We start from the raw sequence: 17,967 nt of genomic DNA on the forward strand, positions 1-17,967 counted from the left end.
TGCCGTGTTGCCGTGTTGCCGTGTTGCCGTGTTGCCGTGTTGCCGTGTTGCCGTGTTGCCGTGTTGCCGTGGTGCCGTGGTGCCGTGGTGCCGTGCTGCCGTGGTGCCGTGCTGCCGTGCTGCCGTGCTGCCGTGCTGCCGTGCTGCCGTGCTGCCGTGCTGCCGTGGTGCCGTGGTGCCGTGGTGCCGTGGTGCCGTGGTGCCGTGGTGCCGTGGTGCCGTGGTGCCGTGGTGCCGTGGTGCCGTCCTGCCGTGCTGCGGTTCGGAAATGCTGATGTGAGCGCGCATGCGGGCGCGAAGCCCGCGCGGCGTCCAGTCAGGTTGGCGAGACGCTTGCCCGCTCGAGCGAGCGCAGGAATTTGTCAGCTGATTCGTACCCAACGACTCGCAGCACCTCTTTGCCGCCTCGGTCGAAGAAAATGATCCCGGGCGGTCCGAAAAGGCCGAAACGCTTCAACAGTGCCTGATCGTCAGGCTTATTGGCGGTCACGTCGGCACGCATTAAATTCATCTGCTTTAACTTCGCCTGGACTCGCGGGTCGCTGAAGGTGAATTTCTCCATCTCCTTGCAACTTACGCACCAATCCGCGTAGAAGTCGAGCATGGATGGCCTTGCCGCCGCTTTGACGGCCTGATCGAGTTCAGCTACCGAGCGGACCTGCTGGAACGCCAGACCGCCCTGTAACGCCGTCTGAGGCATCTCAGACGGCGAGTCCGCGCTCACTGGCGGGACGCGCGCAGCCAGCACGGCCAGCGGTCGCAACGGATCTGACGAACCAGCCGCAAGCCCCACCAGCAGCACGGCAGCCCAAACGGCGAGGGCCGCGCCCAAGCCGCGCCCGAGCCGACGCCAGATCGATGCCTGCGCGAGAGGCGCGGCAAAGAAGCCCAATGATGCGGCGGCGATCAACAACCAGAGCACGCTCAACAACATGGTCGCCGCCGCGCCGAGCACCGGCCAGACAATCCAGAGAGCCGCGGCAAGCAGCACCACACCGAACAGTACCTTGACGCCGTCCATCCATGCGCCGGCCCGCGGCAGCAAGGTTCCGGCGCCCACACCGACGATCAGCAGCGGCACGCCGAGCCCGAGACCCATCGCGAACAATGCCGCGCCCCCGAGTACCGCGTTCCCGGTATGCGCGATGAACGCGAGCACCGCAAAAAGCGGCGCAGTCATGCAGGCGCCGACAACTAACGCGGACAGCGCGCCCATGCCGGCCACAGCTGCGAATTTACCGCCGGAGCGCCCCGCCGACGCGTGCGACACGCCTTCCTGCCAGCGCTGCGGCAACGCGATATCGAAGCCGGCGATCAGCGTAAGTGCGAAAACAGTCAGCAGAATGCCGAACGTGCCCAGCACCCACCGGTTCTGCAACCACGCGCCGAGACTTTGCCCGAGGAGCGCAGCGGCAACGCCGAGCGCGGTGTAGACAAGCGCCATCCCGACGACATAGGCGAGCGATAGCGCGAAACCGCGCCGACGTGTAACCCGCACGCCTTCACCGATGATGATTGCCGAAAGAATCGGGATCATTGGGTACGAGCAGGGCAACAGGCTCAAGACCATGCCTGCGACGAAGTAGAGTCCGACGATCGCGAGGAAACCGCCTCCTTGCAGTAGGGACTGCGCATAGTCGGCGCTGGTGGCGCGCTCATACCAAGGGGCCTCGTCTGCCGTGGACTGCGGTGCGGCGCTGCTACCAGCCGGCAGCAATGCGGCACCGCTCACGTGGTAGACCCGCTCCATCGGCGGATAACAGATGCCGGCGTCCGCACAGCCTTGCGACGTAACAGCGAGATCAAATCCCTCAGCCGCCTGCTTCACCGGGATCCGGATCGTCAGTTGATCGCGATAGGTCTCGACGTCCTTGTTGAATGTCTGATCGAATTTGATGTGGCCCGCGGGCAGTTGCGGCTCGCCGATCGTCGCAGCGCCGTTGCGCGTCGTGAACGCGAACCGCTCGCGGTACATGTAGTAACCGTCCGCGATCTTGTAGGTGATATCGACTTCGCCTGGCTTTTCGGTCGCGCTGAACTTGAAGGCGACCGCGGGATCAAGGAAGTCGTCCGCGGCACGGGCAAGCGGTACGAACTGCGCGAGAAGCAGGCATGCGGACAGCAGGAATACGGCGTGCAGCGCATGGCGCACACGTCGGCTGAGGCAGTTAAACATGGAGGGGGCGTTGGGTTTCTGCAAGGATCCACTGGCCATAAGCAGCCGACGCGTCGGCTTGCCATGTGAGGATTTCGGGCGTGTCGTAGGGATGATGCGCCTGTACGTACTGCTCGAGCTCAAGCGCCCGCGCTGTGCTGGTCTTGAACAGCAACTGGATTTCCTGCGCCGTTTCAAGCCGACCTTGCCAGTGGTAGCTCGACTGCACGGCGCCGAGTTGCGTCACACATGCGCACAGGCGCGCGGCCAGCGCATCCGCGGCCAGCTTCTGTGCGACGACCGCGTCTGGCACAGTCGTCAAAAGTAGAGTCACATTCACGCTCACAGCAGGCTCCGGCAACACACAGTCCCATCGCAATATCGTATCACTTGCTCCCCGAGCGCCGCCTCCACCACGGCTGCGCGCATGCGGCATTTCGCCGCCCAGCCCGCGCATGCCTGGCTACACCTCCGTTTGCTCGCCCAGAAACAAAAAAGCCAGGCTGTGAGCCTGGCTTTCATGAGCACTAAGCGCCGCAAGCTTATTCAGCTTCTTGCACTTCAACTTCTTCAACTTCCGGACGGTCGAGCAGTTCGACGAGCGCCATGGGCGCGTTGTCGCCAACGCGAAAGCCAAACTTGAGCACGCGCAGGTAGCCGCCCGGACGGGTAGCGTAACGCGGGCCGAGCACTTCGAACAGCTTCGTGACCGAGTCACGATCGCGCAGGCGGTTGAAAGCCAGGCGACGATTTGCCAGCGACGGCTTCTTGCCGAGCGTGATCAGCGGCTCGACGACCTTGCGGAGCTCTTTCGCCTTGGGCAGCGTGGTCTTGATGACTTCGTGCTCAATCAGCGAGTTGGACATGTTACGGAGCATTGCCAGACGGTGGCTGCTCGTGCGGTTCAGTTTCCGCAGACCATGACGGTGACGCATGTTAATTCCTTCGATTCAAAGTTTTGGTCCAGCTCTTCTATCGCGCTTCTTCACCCGAGGTTTTACCTCGAAGCAACGAGCGCACGGGCCGGTAGTGAAAAAAGACAAGACGCGGATTTTAAAGGAAAATCCGCGTCTTTGCCAGTGCAGCGGCGGACCCTGCCACGGCTGACTTCGGGCTTACTTGTCCAGCCCTGCGGGCGGCCAGTTCTCCAGCTTCATGCCGAGCGTCAAGCCACGCGACGCCAGTACTTCCTTGATTTCGTTCAGCGACTTGCGGCCCAGGTTCGGCGTCTTGAGCAGTTCGTTTTCGGTACGCTGGATCAGATCACCGATGTAGTAGATGTTCTCGGCCTTCAGGCAGTTCGCGGAACGAACCGTCAGTTCGAGGTCATCAACCGGACGCAGCAAGATCGGATCGATCTGCGGCGCGCGCGACGGTGCTTCAGCCGTCGCTTCGGTGCCTTCCAGTGCAGCGAACACCGACAGTTGGTCCACCAGAATCCGAGCCGATTGACGGATCGCTTCTTCAGGCGAAATCACACCGTTGGTTTCGATGTTCATCACGAGCTTGTCGAGGTCGGTACGCTGTTCGACACGTGCGCTTTCGACGGCGTAGCTCACGCGGCGAACCGGCGAGAACGACGCGTCCAGCACGATACGGCCGATGATCTTGGCCGATTCCTCGCCGTAACGACGCACGTTGCCCGGCACATAGCCGCGGCCCTTCTCAACCTTGATCTGAACGTCGAGCTTGCCGCCCTTCGACAGATGCGCGATCACGTGATCAGGATTGATCACTTCGCAATCGTGCGCCAGCTCAATATCGCCGGCGGTAACCACGCCTTCGCCTTCCTTGCGCAGCGTAACCGTCACTTCGTCACGGTTATGCAGCTTGAACACCACGCCCTTCAGGTTCAACAACAGGTTGACCACATCCTCTTGCACACCGTCGAGCGTCGAATACTCATGTACGACGCCTGCGATCGTCACTTCGGTCGGCGCATAGCCGATCATGGACGACAGCAGCACGCGCCGGAGCGCGTTACCCAAGGTGTGGCCGTAACCGCGTTCAAACGGTTCCATGACCACTTTCGCGTGGCTTTCGCCCAGCGATTCAACTGCGATGATCTTGGGCTTCAACAAACTGGTTTGCATAGGTTTTCCTTTCCAATACCCTCGGCTCGTTACACCGATAAGGCTGACCGGTAACAACCTGAAAATGAACAGCCGAGACGCCCCCTTGCGCAACGCAATGGGGTGCCCCGGCCATTGATCCGATTACCGCGAATACAATTCGACGATCAGGCTTTCGTTGATATCGCCAGCGATATCGCTGCGCTCCGGCTTCTGCTTGAACGTGCCTTCGAACTTCTTCGAATCCACTGAAACCCAGCTCGGCATGCCGCCTTGCTCAGCCAGCGACAGCGCTTCGAGAATACGCGCCTGCTTCTTCGACTGTTCGCGCACCGCGACAACGTCGCCTGCCTTCACCTGCATCGACGGAATGTTCGAGACGACGCCGTTCACCGTGATCGCCTTGTGGCTCACGAGCTGACGCGCTTCAGCGCGCGTCGAACCGAAGCCCATGCGATACACGACGTTGTCCAGACGCGACTCGAGCAGTTGCAGCAGGTTTTCACCCGTGTTGCCCTTCAGGCGGTCGGCTTCGGCGAAGTAACGGCGGAATTGACGTTCCAGCACACCGTAGATGCGCTTCACTTTCTGCTTTTCGCGCAGCTGCGTGCCGTAGTCGGACGTACGTGCACCCGAAGTGCGGCCATGCTGGCCTGGCTTGCTGTCAAGCTTGCACTTGTCAGCGAGCGAACGACGGGCGCTCTTCAGGAAGAGGTCAGTGCCTTCACGGCGGGACAGCTTGGCCTTAGGGCCGATATAACGTGCCACGTTGATTCCTTCGTTGATTAGTCACGCGAATGCATGCAATCGCGCTAGTCCGAGCCCTTTGGGTCGAACGGTGGGCTTAGTCAATTCAATAGCGCAAGCAGCCTGTTTCGCCGGGTACTTGAACCGGCGGCAACAGGCGCTAGCGAAAACAGCGTCTTAGATGCGACGACGCTTCGGCGGACGGCAGCCGTTGTGCGGGACCGGGGTCACGTCGGAGATCGCGGTGATCTTGATGCCAAGACCATGCAACGCGCGCACCGCCGACTCACGGCCAGGACCGGGGCCCTTGATCCGCACTTCGAGGTTCTTCACGCCGTATTCCATCGCCACGCGGCCAGCCGATTCGGCGGCCACCTGAGCTGCAAACGGCGTCGACTTACGCGAGCCCTTGAAGCCCTGACCACCCGACGTTGCCCAAGCAAGTGCATTGCCTTGACGATCGGTGATGGTGATGATGGTGTTGTTGAACGACGCGTGAACGTGAACCACGCCCTCGGCGACGTTCTTCTTGACCTTCTTGCGAACGCGTTGCGCCGCGGAGTTGTTCGAAGCCTTAGCCATTACGTTTTCCTGTAACTGTCAGTTCCGCTTACTTCTTCAGCGATTGCGCTGCACGACGCGGACCCTTGCGCGTACGGGCATTCGTACGCGTGCGTTGGCCGCGCAGGGGCAAGCCCTTACGATGCCGCACACCACGGTAGCAGCCGAGGTCCATCAGGCGCTTGATGTTCATCGTCGTTTCACGGCGCAGATCGCCTTCAACGATGAACTTGCCGACTTCTTCACGCAGCTTTTCGAGGTCTGCGTCGTTCAGGTCTTTGACCTTCTTCGAAAATGCCACACCAGCAGCGACGCAAATGTCGCGCGAGCGCGTGCGGCCGATACCGTAAATAGCCGTCAGGCCGATTTCAGTATGCTGGTGATTCGGGATGTTAACCCCTGCGATACGAGCCATTGTTTTTCCTCAAACAAAAAGCGCAAGCAAAAGCGCGGCGTTCAGCCTTGACGCTGTTTGTGGCGCGGATCAGAGCTGCAAATCACGCGCACAACGCCTTTGCGCTTGATGATCTTGCAATTGCGGCAAATGCGCTTAACCGATGCCATCACTTTCATGATATTACCCTTTTTTCAAATCACTTCGCCCGGAACACGATCCGCGCACGCGACAGATCGTAAGGCGTCAATTCAACCGTCACCTTGTCGCCCGGCAGGATTCGGATGTAATGCATCCGCATCTTGCCGGATATGTGTCCCAATACGACATGGCCGTTTTCCAGCTTCACCCTGAAGGTAGCGTTAGGCAGGTTTTCGATGACTTCACCCTGCATCTGGATAACATCGTCTTTGGCCATAAGTCCTTTCAACGCATCGGGACGCCGCCGCCTTTGAAATTAGCTTTCTTCAGCAGCGATTCATACTGTTGCGACATAACGTACGACTGCACCTGCGCCATGAAGTCCATTGTGACGACGACAATGATCAGCAGCGACGTTCCACCAAAATAAAACGGCACGTTCCAGCGCAGCACCAGAAACTCGGGCAGCAGGCAAACAAACACGATGTAGATCGCACCGGCCAGCGTCAGACGCGTGAGGATGCGGTCGATATATCGCGCCGTTTGATCGCCCGGGCGGATGCCAGGAACGAAAGCGCCACTCTTTTTCAGGTTGTCGGCCGTCTCTCTGCTGTTGAACACCAGAGCGGTGTAGAAAAAACAGAAGAAAACGATCGCCAACGCGTACAACAACACGTACACGGGCTGACCGGGCTTGAGGGCTTCGGCCACATTGTGCAGCGTGTCTGCGAACCAGCCGGTGCGCGACCCCGAACTGAACCAGTTCAGGATGGTTGCCGGGAAGAGAATGATCGACGACGCAAAGATCGGCGGAATCACACCCGACATGTTCAACTTCAGCGGCAGGTGCGAAGACTGACCGCCGTAAATCTTGTTGCCAACTTGCCGCTTGGCGTAGTTCACAAGAATCTTGCGCTGGCCGCGTTCGATGAACACCACCAGATACGTCACAGCAGCAATCAGCGCGACGACGATAATCGCCGAGATGATGCTCATCGAGCCGGTTCGCACCAATTCGAAAAGACCACCGATCGCGTTCGGGAAACCCGCTGCAATCCCGCCGAAAATGATGATCGAGATACCGTTGCCAAGCCCGCGCTCCGTGATCTGCTCGCCCAGCCACATCAGGAACATCGTGCCTGTCACCAGCGTCACGACCGTCGTCAACCGAAACACCATTCCCGGATCGATCACCAGAGCCGGCTGGTTCTCCAGGGCGACAGCGATGCCGAACGCCTGGAACGTCGCCAGCAGGACCGTGAAGATACGCGTGTACTGCGTGATCTTGCGCTGACCTGCCTGCCCTTCCTTCTTCAGCGCTTCCAGCTGCGGCGAAACAATGGCCAGCAGCTGCATGATGATCGATGCCGAAATATAAGGCATGATCCCAAGCGCGAAGATCGTGAACCGCGAAAGCGCGCCACCCGAGAACATGTTGAACATGCCAAGGATGCCGCCCGACTGGCTTTGGAACAACTTTGCCAGCTGGTCCGGGTCGATACCCGGCACCGGAATGTGCGCGCCGATACGGTAGACGATCAGCGCCAGCAGCAAAAACACTGCACGCCGGCGCAGATCGCCGAACTTCGCCGCGCTGCGACCGGGTTTTGCGAGACTCGGGCTGTTAGCCAAGTACCTTCTCCGATGCAAATGCTAGTGACGGCAAATAACTTGCGCGTTACTCGGCAAAAGAGCCGCCGGCTGCTTCAATCGCAGCACGCGCACCCTTCGTCGCACCCAGACCCTTCACAACGATCTTGCGCTTCAGCTCGCCCGTCGCGATGATCTTGGCGCTCTTGATCAGCTCGCCAACCAGGCCGGCTTGCTTCAGAGCCAGCAGATCGATTTCGTCGACCGGCAGCTTTTCCAGATCCGAGAGACGCACTTCACCGACGAATTCCTTCGTCAGCGAGGTGAAGCCACGCTTGGGCAGGCGACGTTGCAACGGCATTTGACCGCCTTCGAAGCCCACCTTGTGAAAGCCGCCCGAACGCGACTTCTGACCCTTGTGACCACGGCCAGCGGTCTTGCCGAGGCCGGAGCCGATGCCGCGACCAACGCGACGCTTTGCGTGCTTCGCGCCTTCAGCCGGCTTCAGGTTATTCAATTCCATTATCAACTCCTTGAGTCCTGGTCAGCCGCTTAGCTGATGACCTTAACGAGGTACGAAACCTTGTTGATCATGCCGCGCACGGCCGGCGTGTCCTGCAACTCGCTAACCGAGTTGAGTCGGCGCAGGCCCAAGCCACGCACCGTTGCACGATGCGTATCACGGGTGCCGATCAGGCTCTTGACGAGCTGGACCTTGACAGTTTTTTCAGACATGGTGTCCACCTTAGCCCAGAATATCTTCGACGGACTTGCCGCGCTTCGCCGCGATATCGCTCGGGGTGGACTGCTTGCGCAGACCGTCGAGCGTTGCACGAACGAGGTTGTACGGGTTCGTCGAACCGTGGCTCTTGGCCACAACGTTCTGCACGCCCATCACGTCGAACACTGCGCGCATCGGACCACCAGCGATCACACCGGTACCGTCCTTCGCCGGAGCGAGGAGAACCATCGATGCGCCGTGCTTGCCGTGCACTTCGTGTTGCAGGGTACCGTTCTTCAGCGGCACCTTGAACATGTTGCGGCGGGCTTGTTCCATCGCCTTCTGGACAGCGACCGGCACTTCCTTCGCCTTGCCCTTGCCCATACCGACGCGGCCATCACCGTCGCCAACCACGGTCAGTGCGGCGAAGCCGAGAATACGCCCACCCTTCACGACCTTGGTCACGCGGTTGACCGAAATCATCTTTTCGCGCAGGCCGTCGTCGCGTTCGTCAGCCTGAACTTTCGCTTGCATCTTTGCCATGACGAATTCTTCCCTTAGAACTTGAGTCCGGCTTCGCGCGCCGCATCAGCCAGCGCTTTCACGCGGCCGTGGTAACGGAAACCCGAACGGTCGAAGGCGACGGATTCGATGCCGGCAGCCTTAGCCTTTTCTGCAATGCGCTTGCCGATCAGCGTAGCAGCGGCGACGTTGCCGCCCTTGCCAGTTTGATCAGCCAGTTGCGCACGCACTTCGGCCTCGAGCGTCGACGCGCTGGCGAGCACCTTGGTGCCGCACGGCGAGAACACTTGCGCATAGATGTGCGTGTTCGTGCGATGCACGGCGAGACGCGCGACCTGCAGCTCAGCGATCTTGATACGCGTCTGACGAGCGCGGCGCAGGCGAGATTGAGTCTTATCCATGATTGCGCACCCTTACTTCTTCTTCGTTTCTTTGAGGATCACGACCTCGTTGGCGTAGCGCACACCCTTGCCCTTATAGGGCTCCGGCGGGCGATAGCCGCGCACTTCTGCAGCGACCTGGCCAACTTTCTGCTTGTCGATCCCCTTGATCACGATTTCGGTTTGCGACGGGGTTTCAGCCTTCACGCCTTCCGGCATCTGGTGCACCACGGGGTGCGAGAAACCCAGCGACAGATTCAGCTTGTCGCCTTGCGCCTGTGCACGATAACCAACGCCAACCAGCGTCAGCTTGCGCTCGAAACCCTTCGTCACGCCGTTCACCATGTTCGCAACCAGTGCGCGCATCGTGCCCGACATCGCATTCGCTTCGCGGCTTTCGTCAACCGGCTCGATCTTCAGAATGCCGTTGTCGTTCACCACTTTCACGAGGCGGTTTGCCGCCTGCGTAATCGTACCCAGCGGGCCCTTGACGGTGATGCGATCATCGCTCAGGGCCACTTCTGCGCCTTGCAGCGCGATCGGGCTCTTACCTACTCGAGACATGTTTCTCTCCTTTCGGCCTTAAGCGACGTAGCAGATGACTTCGCCGCCAACGCCCGTAGCGCGCGCCTTGCGGTCCGTCATCACGCCCTTCGGCGTCGACACGATTGCCACGCCGAGGCCATTCATGACCACGGGGATGTCGTTACGGCCGCGGTACACACGCAGACCAGGCTTCGAAACGCGCTCAATGCGCTCGATGACCGGGCGGCCCGCGTAGTACTTCAACACGATGTTCAATTCAGACTTCGCACCTTCGGACTTCACTGCGAAATCGTCGATATAACCTTCGTCCTTCAGGACCTGCGCAATCGCAACCTTGACTTTCGACGAGGGCATAGTCACCGAGACTTTCTCAACCATCTGCGCGTTGCGGATGCGAGTCAGCATATCGGCGATAGGATCACTCATGCTCATTTATGTTTCTCCTATTACCAGCTCGCCTTGGTCAGGCCAGGGATCTCGCCGCGGAACGCGATTTCGCGAATCTTGTTACGCGCCAGCCCGAATTTACGGAACGTACCGCGCGGACGACCAGTAATCGCGCAACGATTGCGCTTACGGGTCGGGTTAGAGTTGCGCGGCAATTGTTGCAGTTCCAGACGTGCTGCGTAATGCTCTTCGTCCGACTTGCTCATATCGCTAATGATCGCCTTCAACTCTGCACGCTTGGGCGCGTACTTAGCAGCGAGGCGAGCACGCTTCTTTTCACGTTCGATCAGTGCCAGTTTAGCCACGGTAACCTCAGTTTCTGAACGGGAACTTGAAGCTGGCGAGCAGAGCCTTTGCTTCGTCGTCGGTCTTCGCAGTCGTCGTGATGCTGATGTTCAGCCCACGCAGTGCGTCGATCTTGTCGTAGTCGATTTCGGGGAAAATGATCTGCTCTTTCACACCGATGTTGTAGTTGCCGCGACCGTCGAACGCACGACCCGACACGCCACGGAAGTCGCGCACACGCGGGAGCGCGACCGTCACGAAACGGTCCAGGAATTCGTACATTGCCTGGCCACGGAGCGTGACCATTGCACCGATCGGATAGCCCTGACGGATCTTGAAGCCAGCGATTGCCTTGCGTGCCTTCGTGATCACCGGCTTCTGGCCTGCGATCTTCGTCAGGTCGCCAACGGCGTTTTCGATGATCTTCTTGTCAGCAACCGCTTCGCCAAGGCCCATGTTCAGGGTGATCTTGGTGATGCGCGGCACTTCCATCACGGACTTGTACCCGAACTTCTCGATGAGGCCGGGCACAACCTTTTCTTTGTAAAACTCTTGCAAACGAGCCATTTTTTTACTCCGCAGCGTCAGGCGCTCAGCACGGCACCGGTCGTCTTAAGGAAACGGACTTTCTTGTCTCCTTCGACCTTGATGCCTACACGCGACGCCTTGCCATTCGCGTCGACCAATGCGACGTTCGAAATTTGCAGCGGCATCGTCCTGGCTTCCACGCCACCCGTCGTACCCTTCATCGGGTTCGGCTTGACGTGCTTCTTGACGAGGTTGATACCCTCGACAGTGACCTTGCCATCGCCAACGGACAGCACGACGCCGCGCTTGCCTTTATCTTTGCCGGTGATGACGATAACTTCGTCACCTTTGCGAATCTTGTTCATCGCGACTCCTTACAGCACTTCAGGTGCCAACGAAACGATCTTCATGAATCGTTCGCTGCGCAACTCGCGCGTGACAGGCCCGAAAATACGGGTGCCAATAGGTTCGAGCTTGGCATTCAACAGCACTGCCGCATTGCCGTCGAACTTGATCAGCGAGCCGTCCTGACGGCGCACGCCCTTGGCGGTACGAACCACCACGGCGTTATAAATTTCGCCTTTCTTCACGCGCCCGCGCGGCGTTGCTTCTTTGACGGTCACCTTGATGATGTCGCCAATGCTGGCATAACGACGCTTCGAGCCGCCGAGCACCTTGATGCACATGACTTCACGCGCACCCGTGTTGTCGGCCACTTCAAGCCGAGTTTCGGTCTGGATCATGGTTTATCTTTCCCAACTTAATCCGGCCACACCACCATGGCGTACCCGGTCAGTCTTGGTCCCGTCAGCCAATCGGCTGCTTGGGTTAGAACAGCAGCGACGGCAAACGAAACCCGCCATCGCAATCCGGTGAATCCTTCGGGACAGGCTGGCGCCTGAACCGCTTCCCCCACCAACTTCGCCCGCGACGGGGCTCCCATAAAGAGGGAAGACCGAGATTATAACAAATAATCTCGGTCTTGCAAGCGAAATCTACTGCGATTTCAACTACTTCTACAGCTTCGCGGCGTCAGATGACGCGAGCAGCCTCGACCAGGCGAGCCACGACCCAAGCCTTCGTCTTCGAAATCGGACGAGTTTCCTGGATTTCAACGAGGTCGCCCTCGTTGTAAGTGTTCGCGTCGTCGTGCGCGTGGTACTTCTTCGAGCGCACAACGTACTTGCCGTAAATCGGGTGCTTCACGCGGTGCTCGACCAGCACGGTGACCGTCTTGTCCATCTTGTTGCTGACGACCTTGCCGACCAGCGTCCGCTTGAGCGAGGTTTTTACGCTATCGTTCATTTCTGGTTCGCCTTCTCAGTCAGGACGGTCCGCACACGTGCGATGTCGCGACGAACCTTCTTCAGCTGGCTCGTGTTCGTGAGCTGCTGGGTCGCGAGTTGCATGCGCAGGCCGAATTGCGCCTTCAGCAGGTCCGACAGCTCCTTGTTGAGCGCGGCCTGATCTTTCTGGTGAAGTTCGGAAGCCTTCATCATTTGCTCCTTAGGCGCCAAGCTGACGCACGATGAAGGTCGTCTTCAGCGGCAGCTTCGCTGCAGCCAGACGGAACGCTTCGCGTGCCAGCTCTTCGGTTACGCCGTCCATTTCGTACAGCATCTTGCCCGGTTGAATCTCTGCGACGTAGTACTCAGGGTTACCTTTACCGTTACCCATACGCACTTCCGCCGGCTTGTGCGAGATCGGCTTGTCCGGGAAGATGCGAATCCAGATGCGGCCACCACGCTTGATGTGACGCGTCATTGCACGACGTGCCGCTTCAATCTGGCGCGCGGTCAGGCGACCACGACCGATAGCCTTCAGGCCGAACTCACCGAACGACACCGCGTTACCGCGGGTTGCGACGCCGGTGTTACGACCTTTCTGCTCTTTGCGATACTTTCTGCGTTTCGGTTGCAGCATCGTTATTCTCCAGTCTTCCCGTCGCCGCCGGCACCGCCAGCACGACGAGGAGCGCCACGGCGTGCACCTGCCGGGCCACCACCTTCACCATCGCGACGCGGACGGCGATCGCCACCCGGACGTGCGTTGCGGCGCGGACGCTTTTCTTCGGCGACTTCTTCAACCACCGGTGCGTCGTTGCGGCCGAGCGTATCGCCCTTGTAGACCCACACCTTCACGCCGATGATGCCGTACGTCGTCTTCGCTTCCGAAGTCGCGTAGTCGATATCAGCACGCAGCGTATGAAGCGGCACGCGACCTTCGCGATACCATTCCGTACGAGCGATTTCGATACCGTTCAGACGGCCAGCGCTCATGATCTTGATGCCTTGAGCACCCAGACGCATCGCGTTTTGCATCGCACGCTTCATCGCGCGGCGGAACATGATCCGGCGCTCGAGCTGTTGCGTAATCGAATCTGCGATCAGCTGCGCATCCGTTTCCGGCTTGCGGATTTCTTCGATGTTGACGTGAACCGGAACGCCCATGCGCTTCTGCAGCTCGGACTTCAGCAGTTCAATGTCTTCACCCTTCTTGCCGATCACGACACCCGGACGCGAGCTGAAAATCGTGATACGCGCGTTCTTTGCAGGACGCTCGATCACCACGCGGCCGACGGACGCGTTCTTCAGCTTCTTCTTCAGGTACTCACGAACACCGATGTCTTCCTGCAACATCGCCGCAAAATTGTTGTTGTTCGCGTACCAACGCGAAGCCCAATTGCGGCTGACGGCCAAACGGAAGCCAGTCGGATGAATTTTCTGTCCCATCGTATGACCCCTTAATTCCCGACCGTCACAGTGATGTGACAGGATTGCTTCTCGATGCGGTTACCGCGGCCCTTAGCGCGCGCGGTAAAACGCTTGAGCGACGCAGCCTTGTCGATGTAGATGCTCGTAATCTTGAGCTCATCGATATCGGCGCCTTCGTTGTGCTCCGCATTCGCGATCGCCGACAGCACGACCTTTTTCACGATTCCCGCAGCCTTCTTCGGCGAGAACGTCAGAACGTTCAGCGCCTTGTCGACCGGCAAACCGCGGATCTGGTCAGCCACAAGGCGCGTTTTCTGCGCCGAGATGCGGGCACCGCGATGAATTGCTTTCACTTCCATCTTGAGCCCCTTATTTCTTAGCCTTCTTGTCGGCTGCATGACCCTTGAACGTACGGGTCAGTGCGAACTCGCCAAGCTTGTGGCCGACCATGTTTTCCGAGATGTACACCGGAACGTGTTGACGGCCGTTGTGAACGGCGATCGTCAGACCGATGAAATCCGGGAGGATCGTCGAGCGACGCGACCAGGTTTTGATCGGCTTCTTATCCCGCGAAGCTGCTGCCGCCTCAACTTTCTTCAGCAAATGGGCGTCGCAGAACGGACCTTTTTTTACAGAACGTGCCATTGCCTACTCCTTAACGCTTGTGACGGCGCTGGACGATCATGCTCGTCGTGCGCTTGTTGCTGCGGGTGCGATAACCCTTAGCAGGCGTGCCCCACGGGCTCACCGGATCGCGACCTGCAGCCGTCTTGCCTTCACCACCACCGTGCGGGTGATCAACCGGGTTCATAGCAACGCCACGCACCGTCGGGCGGATACCGCGCCAGCGGTTCGCGCCAGCCTTACCGATTTGACGGAGGCTATGCTCTTCGTTGCCAACTTCACCGATCGTCGCGCGGCACTCAACGTGGACGCGGCGGATTTCACCGGAGCGCAGGCGGACCTGTGCGTAGATGCCTTCACGAGCCAGCAGCATTGCCGAGGTACCGGCCGAACGCGCCATTTGCGCGCCCTTACCCGGCAACATTTCGATGCAGTGGATCGTCGTACCGACCGGAATGTTGCGGATCGGCAGCGTGTTGCCTGCACGGATCGGCGCTTCGGAACCCGACATCAGTTGCTGGCCGACGGTCAGACCCTTCGGCGCAATGATGTAACGGCGCTCGCCGTCTGCGTACAGAACCAGCGCGATGTTCGCGCTACGGTTCGGATCGTATTCCAGACGCTCGACCTTCGCTGCGATGCCGTCCTTGTTGCGACGGAAATCGACGACGCGATAGTGGTGCTTATGACCACCGCCCTTATGACGCGTGGTGATGTGACCATTGTTGTTACGGCCGGCGGTCGAGGACTGCGAGTCGAGCAGCGGTGCAAACGGCTTGCCCTTGTACAGGTCCTTGTTGACCACCTTAACCATCGCGCGGCGACCCGGCGAAGTCGGCTTAACTTTAACGATTGCCATGATTACTTGGCCTCCGCTTCAAAGTTGATTTCCTGGCCGGGCTTCAGGCAGACGTACGCCTTCTTCACGTCCTTGCGCTTGCCCATGAAGCGACCAAAGCGCTTGGCTTTGCCCTTCGAGACCAGCACGTTGACGGAATTGACTTCCACCTTGAACAGCAGCTCGACTGCAGCTTTCACTTCCTGCTTCGTGGCGTCGGGCGCGACTTCGAACACAACCTGCTCGTTCTTGTCGGCCACCAGCGTCGCCTTTTCGGAGATCACCGGCGCGAGCAGGACCTGCATCAAACGATGATCGTTTTTGCGAATCTCGCTCATGACAGCAACTCCTCGATCTGGGCGACCGCAGCCTTCGTGATCAGGACTTTCTTGAAGTAGATCAGCGACAGCGGGTCGGCGTAACGCGGCTCGACAACCGCCACGTGGGCGAGATTGCGCGACGCGAGGTACAGGTTTTCGTCAACCGTGTCGGTAATCACCAGCACGGAGTCGAGACCCATCGCCTTGAATTTTTCGGCCAGCAGCTTGGTCTTCGGCGCTTCGAGCGTCAGCTCGTCGACCACCGAGATACGGCCTTCGCGGGCCAGCTGCGAGAAGATCGAGCAGAGACCTGCGCGATGCATCTTCTTGTTGACCTTGTGCGAAAAGTTTTCTTCCGGCGAATTCGGGAAGATCCGGCCACCGCCGCGCCACAACGGGCTCGACGACATACCGGCACGGGCGCGGCCCGTACCCTTCTGGCGCCACGGCTTCTTGGTCGTGTGCTTGACTTGCTCACGGTCCTTCTGCGCGCGGTTGCCGCTACGGGCATTCGCTTGATACGCCACCACGACCTGGTGAATCAGGGCTTCGTTGTAGTCACGGCCGAACACAACGTCCGACGCGCTAACGCCTGCACCTTCCTGACCATTGGCATTCAGGAGCTTAAGTTCCATTATTTCGCTCCTTTCACGGCACGCGTCTTCACGGCCGGCGTAACGAATACCTTGCCACCCTTCGCACCCGGAACGGCGCCCTTGACCAGCAACAGCTTGCGGTCAGCGTCGATACGAGCGATCTCGAGGTTTTGCACCGTTACCGTTTCGTCACCCATGTGACCGGTCATGCGCTTACCCGGGAAAACACGACCCGGATCCTGCGCCATACCGATCGAGCCCGGCACGTTGTGCGAGCGCGAGTTACCGTGCGATGCACGGCCGGATGCGAAGTTGTAACGCTTGATGGTACCGGCGTAGCCCTTACCGATCGACACGCCTTGCACGTCGACCTTCTGGCCCACTTCGAACAGGTCAGGACCGACCACGGCGCCGTTCGACAACTCGGCAGCCTTAGCGGCGTCGATCTGGAATTCTTTGAGGATTTCACCGGCTTGAACACCGGCTTTGGCGAGATGACCGGCCAACGGCTTCGTCACACGCGATGCACGGCGCGTACCGAATGCAACCTGCACGGCCGTGTAGCCGTCGGTTTCAACAGTCTTGATCTGCGTCACGCGGTTGTCGGACACGTCCAGCACGGTAACGGGAATCGAATCCCCTTCAGCCGTGAAGATACGGGTCATGCCAACCTTGCGACCTACGAGTCCAAGGCTCATCGTTTTCTCCATTCCCGACTGCGATTGGTCGGGGCTAATTTACAAAATGCCGGTGCCGTTTCGGGCGTGAAACCACGCTGCAGCACACCGACTTTTTTGCGCAAATGCGCGAAAAGCCTTGCATTATAGCGAGGCTTTTCGTTTTTCGCAAGCAATCAAAGACTTAGCGCCACCCGCGCGAGCAGGTAACGCCTAAGAGCCTTACTGCAGCTTGATTTCGACGTCCACGCCAGCCGGCAGATCCAGCTTCATCAGCGCGTCGACGGTCTTGTCCGTCGGATCGACGATGTCCATCAGGCGTTGGTGGGTGCGGATTTCGAGCTGATCGCGCGACGTCTTGTTGACGTGCGGCGAGCGCAGGATGTCGAAGCGTTGAATGCGGGTGGGCAGGGGCACCGGACCACGAACGATTGCGCCAGTCCGCTTCGCCGTGTCAACGATTTCAGCAGCCGACTGGTCGATCAGGCGATAGTCGAAAGCCTTCAGGCGAATACGGATTTTCTGGTTCTGCATGACAATTCCTTGGAAAGAGCGAGGCGGTATTGCGCCGCCAGGTAGTAAAAGAACGTAGAGCCGGGTGCCCGCGCGGGGCGGGCGCCCGGCTCCGGGCACCACTTACTGCAAATTAATCCGCGATTTTACTCGAGAATCTTGGCAACCACACCTGCGCCGACGGTACGGCCGCCTTCGCGGATAGCGAAGCGCAGACCTTCTTCCATCGCGATCGGGTTGATCAGCTTCACCGTGATCGACACGTTGTCGCCCGGCATGACCATTTCCTTGTCCTTCGGCAGCTCGATCGAGCCCGTCACGTCCGTCGTACGGAAGTAGAACTGCGGACGGTAGTTGTTGAAGAACGGCGTGTGGCGGCCGCCTTCGTCCTTGCTCAGCACNTACACNTCNGCCGTGAAGTGCGTGTGCGGGTTGATCGAACCCGGCTTGGCCAGCACCTGGCCACGCTCCACGTCTTCGCGCTTCGTGCCGCGCAGCAGGATACCCACGTTGTCGCCCGCCTGACCCTGGTCGAGCAGCTTGCGGAACATTTCCACGCCCGTGCAGGTCGTCTTCACCGTCGGCTTGATACCGAC

32 protein-coding genes are annotated in these 17,967 nt (G+C 59.4%); all 32 read right to left on the reverse strand.

What is annotated here, in order from left to right:
- Positions 1-316: 316 nt before the first annotated feature.
- Positions 317-2,176, reverse strand: a complete 1,860-nt coding sequence (gene dsbD / locus F757_RS0128955; protein ID WP_027214413.1) for a protein-disulfide reductase DsbD — start codon at positions 2,174-2,176, stop codon at positions 317-319.
- A complete protein-coding gene (gene cutA / locus F757_RS0128960; RefSeq protein WP_035467609.1) occupies positions 2,169-2,501 on the reverse strand; it encodes a divalent-cation tolerance protein CutA in 333 nt (110 codons plus the stop codon). Before cutA ends, dsbD begins: the two co-directional genes overlap by 8 nt.
- A 196-nt stretch (positions 2,502-2,697) precedes the next feature.
- A complete protein-coding gene (rplQ, locus tag F757_RS0128965; RefSeq protein ID WP_006052227.1) occupies positions 2,698-3,090 on the reverse strand; it encodes a 50S ribosomal protein L17 in 393 nt (130 codons plus the stop codon).
- 180 nt (positions 3,091-3,270) lie between these two features.
- Complete coding sequence (locus tag F757_RS0128970) at positions 3,271-4,248, reverse strand: DNA-directed RNA polymerase subunit alpha (protein WP_006052226.1); 978 nt, start codon at positions 4,246-4,248, stop codon at positions 3,271-3,273.
- Positions 4,249-4,371: 123 nt separating this feature from the next.
- Positions 4,372-4,995 carry a 30S ribosomal protein S4 gene (gene rpsD, locus F757_RS0128975; RefSeq protein ID WP_027214415.1) on the reverse strand — a complete coding sequence of 208 codons (624 nt, stop codon included), beginning with the start codon at positions 4,993-4,995 and terminating at the stop codon, positions 4,372-4,374.
- A 156-nt stretch (positions 4,996-5,151) separates the two neighbouring features.
- Positions 5,152-5,556 (reverse strand): 30S ribosomal protein S11, encoded by a 405-nt coding sequence (rpsK, locus tag F757_RS0128980; protein ID WP_006052224.1) that lies wholly within the window; start codon positions 5,554-5,556, stop codon positions 5,152-5,154.
- 28 nt (positions 5,557-5,584) lie between these two features.
- On the reverse strand, positions 5,585-5,950 hold the full coding sequence (gene rpsM, locus F757_RS0128985; protein WP_006052223.1) for a 30S ribosomal protein S13: 366 nt from the start codon (positions 5,948-5,950) through the stop codon (positions 5,585-5,587).
- A gap of 41 nt (positions 5,951-5,991) precedes the next feature.
- Positions 5,992-6,108: a 50S ribosomal protein L36 gene (rpmJ, locus tag F757_RS0128990; protein WP_004199844.1), complete on the reverse strand. Its 117-nt coding sequence runs from the start codon at positions 6,106-6,108 to the stop codon at positions 5,992-5,994.
- Positions 6,109-6,128: 20 nt separating this feature from the next.
- On the reverse strand, positions 6,129-6,347 hold the full coding sequence (gene infA / locus F757_RS0128995; protein WP_004521905.1) for a translation initiation factor IF-1: 219 nt from the start codon (positions 6,345-6,347) through the stop codon (positions 6,129-6,131).
- 8 nt (positions 6,348-6,355) lie between these two features.
- Positions 6,356-7,702 (reverse strand): preprotein translocase subunit SecY, encoded by a 1,347-nt coding sequence (secY, locus tag F757_RS0129000; protein WP_025601778.1) that lies wholly within the window; start codon positions 7,700-7,702, stop codon positions 6,356-6,358.
- 46 nt (positions 7,703-7,748) lie between these two features.
- Complete coding sequence (rplO, locus tag F757_RS0129005; protein WP_020070585.1) at positions 7,749-8,183, reverse strand: 50S ribosomal protein L15; 435 nt, start codon at positions 8,181-8,183, stop codon at positions 7,749-7,751.
- Positions 8,184-8,212: 29 nt separating this feature from the next.
- Positions 8,213-8,395: a 50S ribosomal protein L30 gene (rpmD, locus tag F757_RS0129010; protein ID WP_013340734.1), complete on the reverse strand. Its 183-nt coding sequence runs from the start codon at positions 8,393-8,395 to the stop codon at positions 8,213-8,215.
- A 10-nt stretch (positions 8,396-8,405) separates the two neighbouring features.
- Positions 8,406-8,924, reverse strand: a complete 519-nt coding sequence (gene rpsE, locus F757_RS0129015) for a 30S ribosomal protein S5 (RefSeq protein WP_013340735.1) — start codon at positions 8,922-8,924, stop codon at positions 8,406-8,408.
- Between the two features lie 14 nt (positions 8,925-8,938).
- The gene (gene rplR, locus F757_RS0129020) at positions 8,939-9,304 is read right to left on the reverse strand and encodes a 50S ribosomal protein L18 (RefSeq protein ID WP_006052218.1); all 366 of its coding nucleotides are present in this window, start codon (positions 9,302-9,304) and stop codon (positions 8,939-8,941) included.
- A 12-nt stretch (positions 9,305-9,316) separates the two neighbouring features.
- Positions 9,317-9,847, reverse strand: coding sequence for a 50S ribosomal protein L6 (rplF, locus tag F757_RS0129025; protein WP_006052217.1), 531 nt, complete (start codon positions 9,845-9,847; stop codon positions 9,317-9,319).
- An 18-nt stretch (positions 9,848-9,865) separates the two neighbouring features.
- Positions 9,866-10,261, reverse strand: a complete 396-nt coding sequence (gene rpsH / locus F757_RS0129030; RefSeq protein ID WP_006052216.1) for a 30S ribosomal protein S8 — start codon at positions 10,259-10,261, stop codon at positions 9,866-9,868.
- Positions 10,262-10,275: 14 nt separating this feature from the next.
- The gene (gene rpsN, locus F757_RS0129035; protein ID WP_013340737.1) at positions 10,276-10,581 is read right to left on the reverse strand and encodes a 30S ribosomal protein S14; all 306 of its coding nucleotides are present in this window, start codon (positions 10,579-10,581) and stop codon (positions 10,276-10,278) included.
- A 7-nt stretch (positions 10,582-10,588) separates the two neighbouring features.
- A complete protein-coding gene (gene rplE / locus F757_RS0129040) occupies positions 10,589-11,128 on the reverse strand; it encodes a 50S ribosomal protein L5 (protein WP_006052214.1) in 540 nt (179 codons plus the stop codon).
- Between the two features lie 17 nt (positions 11,129-11,145).
- Positions 11,146-11,454 carry a 50S ribosomal protein L24 gene (gene rplX, locus F757_RS0129045; RefSeq protein WP_013340738.1) on the reverse strand — a complete coding sequence of 103 codons (309 nt, stop codon included), beginning with the start codon at positions 11,452-11,454 and terminating at the stop codon, positions 11,146-11,148.
- Positions 11,455-11,463: 9 nt separating this feature from the next.
- Positions 11,464-11,832 (reverse strand): 50S ribosomal protein L14, encoded by a 369-nt coding sequence (gene rplN, locus F757_RS0129050; RefSeq protein ID WP_006052212.1) that lies wholly within the window; start codon positions 11,830-11,832, stop codon positions 11,464-11,466.
- Between the two features lie 289 nt (positions 11,833-12,121).
- Positions 12,122-12,394, reverse strand: coding sequence for a 30S ribosomal protein S17 (gene rpsQ, locus F757_RS0129055; RefSeq protein WP_007180129.1), 273 nt, complete (start codon positions 12,392-12,394; stop codon positions 12,122-12,124).
- Entirely contained in the window at positions 12,391-12,585 is a 195-nt protein-coding gene (gene rpmC, locus F757_RS0129060) for a 50S ribosomal protein L29 (protein WP_007180130.1), read from the reverse strand. Before rpmC ends, rpsQ begins: the two co-directional genes overlap by 4 nt.
- Positions 12,586-12,595: 10 nt before the next feature.
- Positions 12,596-13,012, reverse strand: coding sequence for a 50S ribosomal protein L16 (rplP, locus tag F757_RS0129065; RefSeq protein ID WP_013340739.1), 417 nt, complete (start codon positions 13,010-13,012; stop codon positions 12,596-12,598).
- A 2-nt stretch (positions 13,013-13,014) separates the two neighbouring features.
- Positions 13,015-13,821, reverse strand: coding sequence for a 30S ribosomal protein S3 (gene rpsC, locus F757_RS0129070; RefSeq protein WP_012434570.1), 807 nt, complete (start codon positions 13,819-13,821; stop codon positions 13,015-13,017).
- An 11-nt stretch (positions 13,822-13,832) separates the two neighbouring features.
- The gene (gene rplV / locus F757_RS0129075; protein WP_011490054.1) at positions 13,833-14,162 is read right to left on the reverse strand and encodes a 50S ribosomal protein L22; all 330 of its coding nucleotides are present in this window, start codon (positions 14,160-14,162) and stop codon (positions 13,833-13,835) included.
- Positions 14,163-14,172: 10 nt separating this feature from the next.
- Complete coding sequence (gene rpsS / locus F757_RS0129080) at positions 14,173-14,448, reverse strand: 30S ribosomal protein S19 (RefSeq protein ID WP_004199273.1); 276 nt, start codon at positions 14,446-14,448, stop codon at positions 14,173-14,175.
- Between the two features lie 10 nt (positions 14,449-14,458).
- The gene (rplB, locus tag F757_RS0129085) at positions 14,459-15,286 is read right to left on the reverse strand and encodes a 50S ribosomal protein L2 (protein ID WP_025601735.1); all 828 of its coding nucleotides are present in this window, start codon (positions 15,284-15,286) and stop codon (positions 14,459-14,461) included.
- 2 nt (positions 15,287-15,288) lie between these two features.
- On the reverse strand, positions 15,289-15,603 hold the full coding sequence (gene rplW, locus F757_RS0129090; RefSeq protein ID WP_007180135.1) for a 50S ribosomal protein L23: 315 nt from the start codon (positions 15,601-15,603) through the stop codon (positions 15,289-15,291).
- Positions 15,600-16,220 carry a 50S ribosomal protein L4 gene (rplD, locus tag F757_RS0129095; RefSeq protein WP_008923346.1) on the reverse strand — a complete coding sequence of 207 codons (621 nt, stop codon included), beginning with the start codon at positions 16,218-16,220 and terminating at the stop codon, positions 15,600-15,602. Before rplD ends, rplW begins: the two co-directional genes overlap by 4 nt.
- Positions 16,220-16,879, reverse strand: coding sequence for a 50S ribosomal protein L3 (gene rplC, locus F757_RS0129100; protein WP_013340741.1), 660 nt, complete (start codon positions 16,877-16,879; stop codon positions 16,220-16,222). The genes rplD and rplC overlap by 1 nt, the downstream gene beginning before the upstream one ends.
- 201 nt (positions 16,880-17,080) lie before the next feature.
- Positions 17,081-17,392 carry a 30S ribosomal protein S10 gene (rpsJ, locus tag F757_RS0129105; RefSeq protein WP_006998489.1) on the reverse strand — a complete coding sequence of 104 codons (312 nt, stop codon included), beginning with the start codon at positions 17,390-17,392 and terminating at the stop codon, positions 17,081-17,083.
- 125 nt (positions 17,393-17,517) lie between these two features.
- A partial coding sequence (locus F757_RS0129110) for an EF-Tu/IF-2/RF-3 family GTPase (protein ID WP_027214408.1) occupies positions 17,518-17,967 on the reverse strand: 450 nt, incomplete at its 5' end.

Source organism: Burkholderia sp. WSM2232, assembly GCF_000472545.1.
Taxonomy (GTDB): Bacteria; Pseudomonadota; Gammaproteobacteria; order Burkholderiales; family Burkholderiaceae; genus Paraburkholderia.